The organism is Pedobacter sp. CFBP9032, from assembly GCF_034045265.1.
Classification (GTDB): Bacteria; Bacteroidota; Bacteroidia; order Sphingobacteriales; family Sphingobacteriaceae; genus Pedobacter.
Map to the genome: position 1 here is coordinate 20,867 of NZ_JAXCWE010000001.1, position 11,804 is coordinate 32,670.

Sequence of the window (11,804 nt, forward strand, 5' to 3'; positions counted from 1 at the left end):
GGGAATTAAAAGTTAACATTAAGTGAGAAATTATAGGAAACTGCCGACGGTAGGCCTAACGTGGTTGCAGTTAAACCACTCACAAAGTCTGGATCAAAACCTTCTTTGTTGGCAGTCCAGATTAAGCCAAGATTCCTTACCGCAAAAGCTAAATTTGCTGCCCTAACCAGTTTCGTAATTTGCGCTACAGGTAACTGATAGGTTAATGATAATTCCCTTAAACGTACATAATCACCCTTAAGTACATTAATATCCGACTGCTGATAACGTAAAAGGCTCACTGCTGCAAAAGTTCCGCCTGCCCCAGGCACATTGGTAATGGCCTCATCTCCAGCTTTAATCCAGCGTCTGGTTATATCTTCATTCAAATCGTATCTTACTCCGATTCTCGCTGTTGGGTATGAAGAAATAGTTGGCCTTAAAAAGACATTACCGAACTGATAAGAGGCTACAGCCATTAAGGTTAGTTTTTTATACCGGAAGTTGGTATTAAAATTACCGAAATACGGTGCGTTTCTCCGCCCTGCATAGCTAAGCGCATCAATGGAAGTAAGATTTCGGCTTGCAGCAACTTTAGCACCCTTTTCATCAAATACCTGGGTAAGCCCTGTGGCATCTAAACCAGCATTTTTATATACAAATACTTTATCGTTAGGATAATCATTAAGGAGGTTTCCGTAAGCAGGATTAGCATAGAATGAAGAGGTAAGGGCAAATCTTACATCCGTAATTTTATTGTTATTATAGGCGAAATTAATTCCGGTATTCATTTCGAAATCATCATTTCGAAGAATTACTCCCCTTAAGTTCAAATCTACTCCATTACCAGAAAGGCTTGTTGCATTGCGGAATAGTGAGGTTATCCCATAAGTACCATTTATAGGAAATTCATAAAATAAATCTTTTCCTCTTTTGGTGTAGATATCCACCGCACCTGATAACCTGTTGTTTAACAAATCAAAATCTACACCCAGATTTGCTACAGCAGTTTTTTCCCACCTGAGTTCTGGATTTGCCGGCGAACTGATTGAAGCGTATGGAAGCCCAGTGGTAAGATCGCTGGCAGCCAATGCAATGTAGGTAAAAGGGTAAATGTTGGTAGAAATATTTCCGTTCACACCGTAAGTGGCACGGATACTTAAATTATTAATCCATTTGGTGTTGCGCAAGAATGATTCTTTCGCCACATCCCATTTTAAACCGGTAGACCATAAGGGTGTGGCCCTGAATTTACGATCTACACCAAAGTTATTATAATCATCATAGCGAACACTTCCTGATAGTGTGTATTTACCTTTAAAAGTATAAGCAGCATTACTGTAATAGGATAAATACCTTCTGGTTTTATCTTGCTGAACCGGACTTCCATTTAACGGAAAGCTGAATCCCTGAATGGATGAATAAGGTGTAAAAAAGTCTACAGGCCTGGCCAATCCGGTGCCTGTGTTATATCCATACATGGTATTGGTACCCTGACCAATCTTCGTTTGACGGATTTCTGAACCAGCAATCATGGTTAACTGGTGAATGCTATTAAATATATTATCATAATTTAATTGCCCCCTTAAAGTGTAGTTATTACTGGTTGTATTAACCGCTGTAAGAATACCGCTACCAGGAGATAATCCGATTGAATTAATAGCAAGTGCACCTGATGCCGGTAAAGGTGTATAGCCGTTTACCAGGTTTCTATATAGGTAAGTTTGCTCGTTATAATAGCTTCTTGAATTACTAAAACCTCTTTCATTACCATAAAATGCATTGGCCGAAAGCCCTTTAAAGATTGGTACATTTAAATTCAAATTAACCGTATAGTTGTTATCCTCCTGGCGATTATCGGCATTATCCATTTCATTAAGTGAATTGTAGTTCCAGTTTAAATAGCCCCTGCTCTGGAGCGAATTTACCCATCCAGAATAATATTGCCTTGAATAGCTCACTCTGTTGCCCTGATCATCTACAAGTTGGTTGTAGGGCATAAAGGTGGTTGAGGATGGACTTAATAACGCATTTAAAGACTGTCCATTATTATTAAACTTAAAAAATGAGCCTTTTACGTTTGTAGACAGGGTTGCTACTTTAAACAATTTAAAATTATTGTTCAAAGTAAAAGTTAAGCGTTGCCCATCTACGCCAACGGTTTGAGGATTTTCTTTACTGTATGATGCTGAATAAAAATAATCACTGCTTTTTCCACCACCGCTAACAGAAAAATCATATTGCTGATTGTTTGATGGCCTGAGCAGGTATTGAGAGATTTGATCCAGGCTATTGATGGAACTGTATTTGGCAATAGCCTCATTATAGGCCGCCTGGGTAATTGTTCCTGCTCTAAGTTTAAACGTTAAATCTGTTACATCGGCCACTGGTTGCCCGAAAGGGTTTAAGGCATTTGGCGTTGTAATTAAATTTTTGGCGACCAGATCTTGCTCATAGGCAATGGCTTGAGAAGCGTTCATTAAATTCAGATAACCCAGATCAGGTTTATTAGAAACCGTAGCAGATGCCGAAAAACTAATTTTTGGTGCCTGATTTTGTGATCCCTTTTTAGTGGTTACTACAATTACGCCATTTGCCGCACGTACCCCCCAGATAGAGGCCGCTGCTGCATCCTTTAAAAAAGTAATGCTTTCTACATCATTTGGATTCAGGGCAGATAAATCCAGTTCCGAAATCGCACCATCTATAACTACCAGCGGAAAACTCTCCCCCCTTACGGTACTAACACCTCTTATAGACATGCTGTAATCGGTTGTTCCCAATGTTCTTGTTCCACCATTAATGGCTACCTGCGTATTTCCGTAGGTAAACATGTTATCAGAATTTAAATTAACCTTTAATCCTGCAACCTGATTTTCCAAACGCTGTACAAGGTTAGGCGTCTTAATTTTTTCAAGATCTGCAGCCGTAATTTCAACTGCGGCACCGGTTGAACGTTCTTTAGGCAATACCTGGTAACCATTAGAAACAATATTAACATCATTTAACTGGCTGCCTGCTGTTGGCGATAACGAAATTATGAGGCTTTTTGGCTGGCCTACCACCGATCTTACGGCTGTTTGATAACCTAAATAGGAAAAGCTGATACTGGTTGCCGCCTTTGGCACAAAAAATGCAAATTTACCCTCACGATCTGTCATGGTTGCACGATTTGAACCATCCGATTTAATGGTTACGCCAGGCAACCCGCCTCCGGTTTCGTCTGATACCTTACCGGTAAGATAAAACTCTTCATCATTTCTGTTTGCCAAAGGTGCAGATGGAGCGTCCTGCTGGAGGGTTTTATCCCCGCGGCTAACAATTGTATAACTCCCTTCACTAACATATAAGAAAAGTAAATTATTAGGATAAAGTATCCTTTTTAAAGATTCATCGAGGGATTTAGCCTTTAAACTCTCCGCTGGAGTAAACTTCCCCTGAATAATGGCATGCTCATAAGCAAATTTGGTTTTATATTTTGTTGAAATGGCATTAAGTGCTGCTTCCATTGTTATTATTTTATCCTGAGCTGAAACAGGATGACTTATATTCAGCAAAAAAATAACGGATAGCAGATAGTAGATTGGTTTAGTTAAATTTCTAATCATCTTAGTTGTTTGGTTGGTTTGGTTTGGTTGATTAATTTTTTAATGTTCAGCGTCGTGTTTCCAGCCGAATAGTCTTCCCTTCTTTTTTAACATTCACATTTAAAATATTACTGAGCGTAAACAGTAAGCTTTGTTCACTCCTTATAGAAATACTTCCATCGATTTTTTTATTGCCCAAGGCCGGATTATCTAGAATAACCTTGTAGCCATATAAATCTTCGAAAGCAGTAATAATTTCATTAACAGTTGCCTGGTTTACGATGAGTTTGCCATCCACCCAAGCTGTTTGTTCAAGCGGGCTTTGTTGATTAAGCATCAACTGACCATTAGTAGAATTGATTTTGATGGTGTTGCCCGGTTGCAGAAAATATCCTGCATTGGTTTTTATTGATCTAACCTTAACCTTACCGTTCACCAATGCGACATTTGCAAGGCCATGTCTTTCTTTCAAATTAAACTCAGTACCCAAAACCGAAACTTCCACACTTTTAGTTTTGGCCTGAAATAATTCTCCTGATTTAACTGCTGAAGGATTTTGATTGAGGTGTTTTACCTTGAAGTAAGCCTCGCCTTCAAGAGCAATGGATCTCACTTTTTTCCAGGCATAGGCACGCGGGTAACTCAGCGTTGAGTTTGCATTTAACAGAATTTCTGTGCCATCTGAAAATTGAATCTTTTTCGTTTCACCATAATTGGTGAGTACAACAATGTTACTGGTAAAGTACCAAACAGATAAAATGCCGACCACTAAAGTTGCTGCAATGGATGAAGACCAAAGGATGTAAGATTTGGCTCTTTTTCTTTTCGCTTCAATCTGAGCAATTGAAGAATTGATATCCATTCTTAGGTTCTCCATAAAACCATGGGGTACCATAATCTCCTGAGCACTAAAAATAATCTTCAACTCTGAGTAGGCTTCCTGAAAAGCAACCTGGTGATCTGGATTTTCTACACTCCAGTTTTTCCAAAACGAAACATCGTCTGGAGATTGGAATTTTACATAGCGAATAAAATCGCGATCTGCTAAAAACTCAGCAACAGTATAAAACCGGTATATTTCTTTATTCATTTAGACTGCCTTCTTGCACTTATTACGGTAAAGACAGTTAATATTTAAATATTACCCCATGGAATTTAAAATATTTTAAAAAAGACTTAAAAAAATTGCATAATGCCACGCTAAAAAATATTTTAACAGGAAAAATGAAGAAAACAGCGTATTTTTTTTTTATTTCCTGACTGATAAGAGCATGGCCAATAAGAGCGCATTATCTATGTTTAAGATTTGTCTTAGCGCTTCCAGGGCCCGGGCACTTAGTTTGTAGGTACCTTTAATGGTTAAATCCATTATTTCAGCAATTTCAGCATATTCCATTTCCTCGAAATATTTAAGGTAAATAATCTCTTTTTGCCTGGCCGTGAGTTTATTCATTGCAGCAGACAACTTCATGGATTTTTCGCTATGCTCTTCTTTTTTTATAAAATCAGATTCGACAGTGAATTTGAGGTCGAAATGATCTTCACCATTTAATTCAACGGTGTCATATTTACTTTCAGATAACCTGTAATTGGTAATGCCGTTGCGCAAAGAAGAAATAAGATAGTTGCGAAGACTGGTAACTTCGGCTAAAGTACTGTGCTTAACCCAAAGCTTAACAAACAAATTCTGCAGACAATCGTGAACGGCATCCTCATCCTGGAGCATGCGCATGCCATATTGGAAAAGCGAATTGAAATGTCTGGTGTAGATCATATCCAATGCAACTTTATCACCCTTTTTTAAAAGGTTCCACAGTTCAATATCGTCGATGCTTTTTTCCACAAGTTAAAGAATTCTAAACGCCTAAAATACACATCTAGATTATTGCAATGGTGTTTATTATTTGATGTTTAATGATCTTTAGATTTGAGTTCGGCTATTGGTTTAAAAGATGTTTGGGTTTCTGAACAAACCTATTAAATAAACTAATTAAAACGATACATTTTTAATATATTTTGTATGATTAAACCGAATACTACATTTAGTATTCAGTTTAATCTATTTAATTGGAAATGGTAATCACTTTAATTATAAACTTAAAAGGTTTTGGTGGCCTATGCGGCGAAAATACTTCAAGGTTTAAACCGTAGCCTTCCTGCCGTTCAAGCATTTTCTATTATTTGGTGACTCACCAACCGAAAACTCACATCTCTACACCCTATGTATTAAAATTGATAATCAAACTTAAACAGCGGGGCGGGCCAAGGGCTAGTTTATTTTAACTGGATTAATACCTAATACGGTTTCAAGTGAAGGTTTGAATCATGTTACAATGAATTCAAAAAATCCATATACAGCGGTACACTTTTTTCAATCCATTCTGCTGAAGAATTATATTCGATTCCATAATACGCAAACGCGGGCTGGTAATTGGCTTTTACAAAATTAAAGGAAAGCTCGAACGGGCGCAATAACTCTTCCAGCGGATAATGGTAAACTCCCGATTCTTGATAGTCGGCTTCATCTGCGCCAAGAGAAATGGCCATGGAAATCTTTTTCCCGGCGAGTTTATAACCACTTTCACTCCCATAAGCCCAGCCATGTAAGAGCACTTCATCCAACCACTTTTTAAATAACCATGGACTGTTAAACCAATAATACGGAAACTGAAACACAATTTTATCATATTCTTCCATCAGCTTCTGCTCTGCTAACACATCAATTTTTCCATCGGGGTAACTTTTATGCAGCTGATGAATTTCGTATTGCTCAGGAAATTTTTTCAATTCTTCTACCCATCTTTTATTAATAATGGAACCTTCAATATCTGGGTGAATAACTACGATTAATGTTTTCATTTGATCAATTTTAAATTTATTTATTGCAAAAATAGCGTAGGTACGCTAAATTAGCCACCTTAGCCACCCATTGTTATCTACTATAAAAAATGTAAGTAATGTCTAATATCAAAGAAACATCTACCAACTTTGCCAATAAACAAGCTTTGGCAGAAGAATGTGGCGAAGCCTATGCAAGCAATATTATTAGCGGCCAATGGGCATTGGTAATTTGCTCTTGGTTAATGAATGGAAAGCTAAGGTTTGGTGAACTGAAAAAACGTTTGCCAAATATTACAGAGCGAATGCTTACCCTGCAACTGCGTAAACTGGAAGAAAATAAACTGTTAATCCGAACAGTTTATGCAGAAGTACCGCCAAAAGTTGAATATGAACTCACCTCAATTGGGTATGAATTAGGGCCTATTATTCAACACCTTGATCAATGGGCACAGAAACATAAGGAAATAAAATAAAGCCGGGCTAAAAAACAAAAATTGCCTGAACCTTTTTGCTTGTGGCAAAACATTAACCGGCAAAGCTTTGGTGGCCTTTGTTGGGGGAAATACTTCGAAAGTTTTATGGTATGCCCGCAAAACCTGCGAAATCTTCAGTACACAGGAGATTTAAATTAAATTGAATTGAAATACTACAGTTTTTAGATAGCCTCAAAAGTTAATTCATCTTATTCTAAACTTCATTTCACATGCCCTTGTTCTTTAGGCATGGAAACAAAAAAACTATCCTACGATCAGCATGGAATAAGTGATTACTTATTTACGGCTTCTGCTCTGGTTTTACCTAAGGTGATTGGATTGGATCGGTCTTCTGTAATCCGTTATGGTGTACTGGGCATCAATTTATTGGCCTATAATTTACTAAGCAATCATTGTTATGGTGCAGTAAAAACCATCAGGAGAAAAACTCACCTGCATATTGATCTTTTCAATATCGCGCTCCTATCTACTCTTTCTGTTTTTCCTTTTGTACGCAGAAAGAAAAAAGTACTTGCTTACCATTTGGCTTATACTGCTCTTGCTGCCTTGAATGTGGCGGTTAGCGACTGGAAAGAAGAGCCAGAAGAGAATAAATATCTGTTCATATAAATAAAAAAGAAGAAATTATGTTAGCAATGAATTATCGTGGCCCTTACCGGGTCAGAGCAGAACAGCGCCAAATGCCAGAAATCCTTCATCCGGAAGATGCAATTGTTCGCGTAACCAGAACCTGTATTTGCGGATCAGATTTGCATTTATACCATGGTATGGTTCCTGATACCCGGGTAGGCTCTACCTTTGGGCATGAATTTACCGGTATTATTGAAGAGGTTGGTCCATTGGTTACGAATGTAAAGGTTGGAGATCAGGTTTTAGTGCCTTTTAATATTGCCTGCGGAAAGTGTAACTTCTGTAAGCAAGGCCTTTACGGAAATTGTCATGAATCCAATTCTATGTCAACCGCGGTTGGCTCCATATTTGGCTATTCGCATACCGCAGGTGGTTACAATGGCGGGCAGGCAGAATATGTACGCGTGCCTTATGCCAATACAGGCCCGACTGTAATCCCTGCAGATATGGATCCTGATGATGCTGTTTTACTTACCGATGTCGTACCTACGGGCTATCAGGCGGCAGAAATGGGTGGAATAAAAGAAGGCGATACAGTTGTTGTTTTTGGCGCTGGTCCTATCGGGATTATGGCTGCGAGGTGTGCCTGGTTTTTTGGAGCTGCCCGCGTAATCATCATTGATCATGTTGATTACCGCTTAGAATTTGCAAAAAACTACGCCAAATGTGAGGCGTATAATTTTAAATCGATGGAAGATCCGGTAATGTTTATTAAAAAGATTACCGATTGGTACGGAGCAGATGTATGTATAGACTGCGTAGGCTGCGAAGCGGAAGGAAATACCCTGCAAACCTTTACCGGCAAAGTAACCTTAATGCAGGCTGGTTCTGCAACAGCTTTACAATGGGCCATTAATAGTGTTAAAAAAGGTGGCATTGTTTCCATTGTTGGTGTTTATGGTCCGCCATTTAATTATGTACCTATTGGTAACGTCTTAAATAAAGGAATTACCATCAGGGCAAATCAGGCATCTGTAAAACGGCTCTTGCCAAAGCTAATTGATCATGTACAATCAGGAAGACTGAATCCTAAAGGATTAATCACCCACAGAATTCCTTTGGAAGAGGTATCAGATGCTTATCACATTTTCTCTTCCAAACTGGATGAATGTATCAAAACCGTTCTCATTACTTCTACTAAAGCATAAAAAGATGAACACAGAAAATTTCGATTATAAGAGCATCCCGGGATGGGGAATGGATATAGACCCGGAGAATGAGCCAACCTACCCGATGAAGAACTATACCGGCGATGACCATAAACGCAGTGATTATGAAAAATCGCCTCCGCAGCCCGTTGATGTTGAAGTACTTAAATCTATTGAAAGGCCACAATATTCTGCTGTAATTGGAACCACTGTTCCACCTTCAGGTTTGAGTGGTGCCATCAGGCGGTATGCTTTTAAACATAGCGAAGATCGGTATCGCCATTGGATTCCTTTAATTCTGGCCGACAGGGTGAATAGTTGGGAAGGCATTTTTGAAGATTTAAAAAAAGGGTATATTCCAAATATCCTTGCAGAGCGTGGCTTCAAAGCTGAGTTAAAATACAACCCCCAGGGACTGGTGAAAAAAGTATTTGTTACGGCATTAGTTGCCTCCCTGGCAATTACTTATTTATCCAGAAGAAAATAGATTAAATTTTTCCGATGAAAAACATTACCTGGAAAAATAATTTCAGGTAATGTTTTTGATTTAAAAACAAATAACATTTATTAAGTAAATCTTTTTCCATCCAGGTTATTCTATCCTGTAAAGTAATAACGGTCAATTTATTACAGTTCACGAGAACCTCCAAACTATAAATCCAATTAAAGGATTTAATATCTTAAGGTAGTTAACACCTGCTAAAAAACACATTACTAACCGAACAGTTTCCGGCATAAACTGTTTAAGTAGGTAATAAATACCATTACTTAAAGCAGCACTAATACACCTAAACCAAATGATGGAAGAACGAATATTTTCGCCCGTAGAAATTGATAGAATTATAGAAATGGCATGGGAAGACCGTACCACTTTTGATGCCATTGAAATTCAGTTTGGCCTAAACCAGACAGCTGTGATCGCACTCATGCGAAAAGAGATGAAAGCAAATAGTTTTAAACGGTGGCGCAAACGCACAAAAAACCGCCCGACCAAACATGCTGCTTTGCGCACAAAAGACATCATCAGGTTTAAGTGTGACCTTCAAAGATCAATTACTCACAATAAAATTTCCAAAAGATAGGTTATCGGGAAATTAGTAAGTACCGGAAGGCAGCCTGGATAGCACTATGATTTAAACTTAAAGGCATAAAAGTTATTACCCGTACCGCATTGGGATTGGATATCTGTAATTATTTATATGTTCATGAATATAGTTTAATCTTTAAAGCCATCGCAACCAGCAATAGCCTATTGCCGGGCTGATTAATTCTCTTATAACTGCTTACTTCTTTTTTTAAAAAATATTTCTGGAGTTTGTTAACTATTTTAAAGAGCTGATTAATTCAACAATAATTCATCGAGTTTATTAATTTCATCAACCAGTTTACGCCTGCCGATCTGTTGGCGCCACATGGCATAATAAAGTCCCTTTTGCTCAATTAATTCTTCATGATTGCCGCTTTCTACAATCTCCCCGTTTTCTAAAACATAAATTCGGTTAGCATGCATAATTGTTGATAAGCGGTGGGCGATGATCAAGGTGATATGGTCTTTAAGTTCAGACAGCTTATTCACCGTTTTAGTAATCTCTTCTTCTGTCAGGGAATCCAATGCCGAGGTAGCCTCATCAAACAGCAAAATATTTGGATTTCTTAACAATGCCCTCGCTATAGATAACCTTTGCTTTTCGCCACCAGAAACTTTTACACCACTTTCTCCAATAAGCGTATCTAGACCATCTTCTGCTCTTGATAATAACGATTGGCAGGCGGCTTTATTAAGTGCTGCCATGCACTCCTCATCTGTTGCATCAGGTTTTACAAACCTAAGATTATCTCTGATATTGCCAGAAAACAGCTGCGTATCCTGAGTCACAAAACCAATCTTCCTTCTCAACTCATCAAGATGAATTTCATCGGTATGTGTTTTATTGTAAAATACATCGCCTTTAAATGGCTTGTACAGGCCAACCAATAATTTAATTAAGGTGGTTTTACCTGATCCAGATGGTCCTACAAACGCTACTGTTTCCCCTTCTTCTGCATGAAAGGAGATGCCATTTAAGGCATTGCGATTGCTGTTTTTATATTTAAAGAACACATTCTTAAATTCGATATGATCAATTTTATGTAATGAGGTTGGATCGTCAGGTATGGCTTCTACAGGCATATCCATAATGCGTTTAAAGTGACCGAAGGATATTTGAGCTTCCCGCCAGGTTAATGCCATGTGTCCGAATTCCTGTAATGGTCCGAATAGAAAATAAGAGTACAACAGGAAACTAAAATACTGACCTGCTGAAAGTTCTTTATCAAAGATCAGCATAAGCATCACTACAATCATCACACTTCTTACAATATTAACCGTACTTCCCTGAATAAAACTCAGCATCCTTAAAATTTTGGTCTTTACAATTTCAAGGGTTAGAATTTTATAAGTTGCCGTATTTAAACGATCAATTTCCTGTTCGCCCAAGCCATGACTTTTAACCAGCTCGATATTTCTTAGTGACTCTGTGGATCGCCCTGCCAAAACTGAAGTTTTAGATACGATAGCCCGGTGAACAACCTTTACCTTTTCAGAGAGTTTCCAGCTCAAATAGGTAATAATCGGAACGGAGGCAATGAATACCAGCGTGACTTTATAGCTAATCAAGGCAGAATATACGCTTACAAAAATGATCCCAAATAAGGCCATAAAGGTGACATTAATGGAAGATTTGATAAAGTTTTCGGAGTCACTTCTTACCCTGCCCAGCATGTCGAGTTTTGCTCCGCTTCGTTGCTCTTCAAAAACATAGTAAGGCATATCCAGGGAGTGTTTCATTCCGTCGGCATACATCTCGGCTCCTGTTTTCTGAGCAATGGTAATGGTATAAAAATCCTGAAAATTATTTGCAATTCGGGATACCAGTGCTGCACCTATACCTAAGCCGATTAGCGTCATAATTCCGGTAAAATATTCATGCCTGGTAAGCAGTTCTCTCTTATTAATGTAATCATCAACAAGTTTTCCAGTAATCAATGGCTCAACAAGGGAAAAGCCCTGATTAATTGCCGTCATCAACAACGCCAATAGTACAATATACTTGTGCTTTTTTAGATAGCTAAATAAAATCTTCATA

General features: G+C 38.2%; 10 protein-coding genes. 5 read left to right on the top strand and 5 right to left on the bottom strand.

Going from position 1 to position 11,804, the window contains the following annotated elements; all coding sequences use genetic code 11:
* Window positions 1–5: 5 nt before the first annotated feature.
* The 4 genes from SOM16_RS00070 to SOM16_RS00085 form a co-directional block, all read right to left on the bottom strand.
* Entirely contained in the window at window positions 6–3,488 is a 3,483-nt protein-coding gene (locus SOM16_RS00070; protein WP_320461967.1) for a SusC/RagA family TonB-linked outer membrane protein, read from the bottom strand.
* 145 nt (window positions 3,489–3,633) lie between these two features.
* On the bottom strand, window positions 3,634–4,656 hold the full coding sequence (locus tag SOM16_RS00075; RefSeq protein ID WP_320461968.1) for a FecR family protein: 1,023 nt from the start codon (window positions 4,654–4,656) through the stop codon (window positions 3,634–3,636).
* 159 nt (window positions 4,657–4,815) lie between these two features.
* On the bottom strand, window positions 4,816–5,409 hold the full coding sequence (locus SOM16_RS00080; RefSeq protein WP_320461969.1) for a sigma-70 family RNA polymerase sigma factor: 594 nt from the start codon (window positions 5,407–5,409) through the stop codon (window positions 4,816–4,818).
* 485 nt (window positions 5,410–5,894) lie between these two features.
* Window positions 5,895–6,425, bottom strand: coding sequence for an NAD(P)H-dependent oxidoreductase (locus SOM16_RS00085; RefSeq protein ID WP_320461970.1), 531 nt, complete (start codon window positions 6,423–6,425; stop codon window positions 5,895–5,897).
* Window positions 6,426–6,523: 98 nt separating this feature from the next.
* On the opposite strand from SOM16_RS00085, the gene SOM16_RS00090 reads away from it, so the two are divergent.
* From SOM16_RS00090 to SOM16_RS00110, 5 genes are all read left to right on the top strand, one after another.
* The gene (locus SOM16_RS00090; RefSeq protein WP_320461971.1) at window positions 6,524–6,880 is read left to right on the top strand and encodes a helix-turn-helix domain-containing protein; all 357 of its coding nucleotides are present in this window, start codon (window positions 6,524–6,526) and stop codon (window positions 6,878–6,880) included.
* 249 nt (window positions 6,881–7,129) lie between these two features.
* On the top strand, window positions 7,130–7,510 hold the full coding sequence (locus SOM16_RS00095; protein WP_320461972.1) for a hypothetical protein: 381 nt from the start codon (window positions 7,130–7,132) through the stop codon (window positions 7,508–7,510).
* A 17-nt stretch (window positions 7,511–7,527) separates the two neighbouring features.
* On the top strand, window positions 7,528–8,679 hold the full coding sequence (locus SOM16_RS00100; protein ID WP_320461973.1) for a zinc-dependent alcohol dehydrogenase: 1,152 nt from the start codon (window positions 7,528–7,530) through the stop codon (window positions 8,677–8,679).
* Between the two features lie 4 nt (window positions 8,680–8,683).
* Entirely contained in the window at window positions 8,684–9,166 is a 483-nt protein-coding gene (locus tag SOM16_RS00105) for a hypothetical protein (RefSeq protein WP_320461974.1), read from the top strand.
* Window positions 9,167–9,476: 310 nt separating this feature from the next.
* On the top strand, window positions 9,477–9,761 hold the full coding sequence (locus SOM16_RS00110) for a TIGR03643 family protein (RefSeq protein ID WP_320461975.1): 285 nt from the start codon (window positions 9,477–9,479) through the stop codon (window positions 9,759–9,761).
* Window positions 9,762–10,018: 257 nt separating this feature from the next.
* Here the strand turns inward: SOM16_RS00110 and SOM16_RS00115 are convergent, their stop codons facing one another.
* The gene (locus SOM16_RS00115) at window positions 10,019–11,803 is read right to left on the bottom strand and encodes an ABC transporter ATP-binding protein (RefSeq protein ID WP_320461976.1); all 1,785 of its coding nucleotides are present in this window, start codon (window positions 11,801–11,803) and stop codon (window positions 10,019–10,021) included.
* Between the last annotated feature and the right edge of the window lies 1 nt (window position 11,804).

Coding starts and splice junctions, on each gene's coding strand:
- SOM16_RS00070 (WP_320461967.1), bottom strand. CDS start 3,488: ATGGAAGCAGCACTTAATGCCATTTCAACAAAATATAAAACCAAATTT.
- SOM16_RS00075 (WP_320461968.1), bottom strand. CDS start 4,656: ATGAATAAAGAAATATACCGGTTTTATACTGTTGCTGAGTTTTTAGCA.
- SOM16_RS00085 (WP_320461970.1), bottom strand. CDS start 6,425: ATGAAAACATTAATCGTAGTTATTCACCCAGATATTGAAGGTTCCATT.
- SOM16_RS00090 (WP_320461971.1), top strand. CDS start 6,524: ATGTCTAATATCAAAGAAACATCTACCAACTTTGCCAATAAACAAGCT.
- SOM16_RS00095 (WP_320461972.1), top strand. CDS start 7,130: ATGGAAACAAAAAAACTATCCTACGATCAGCATGGAATAAGTGATTAC.
- SOM16_RS00100 (WP_320461973.1), top strand. CDS start 7,528: ATGTTAGCAATGAATTATCGTGGCCCTTACCGGGTCAGAGCAGAACAG.
- SOM16_RS00105 (WP_320461974.1), top strand. CDS start 8,684: ATGAACACAGAAAATTTCGATTATAAGAGCATCCCGGGATGGGGAATG.
- SOM16_RS00110 (WP_320461975.1), top strand. CDS start 9,477: ATGATGGAAGAACGAATATTTTCGCCCGTAGAAATTGATAGAATTATA.
- SOM16_RS00115 (WP_320461976.1), bottom strand. CDS start 11,803: ATGAAGATTTTATTTAGCTATCTAAAAAAGCACAAGTATATTGTACTA.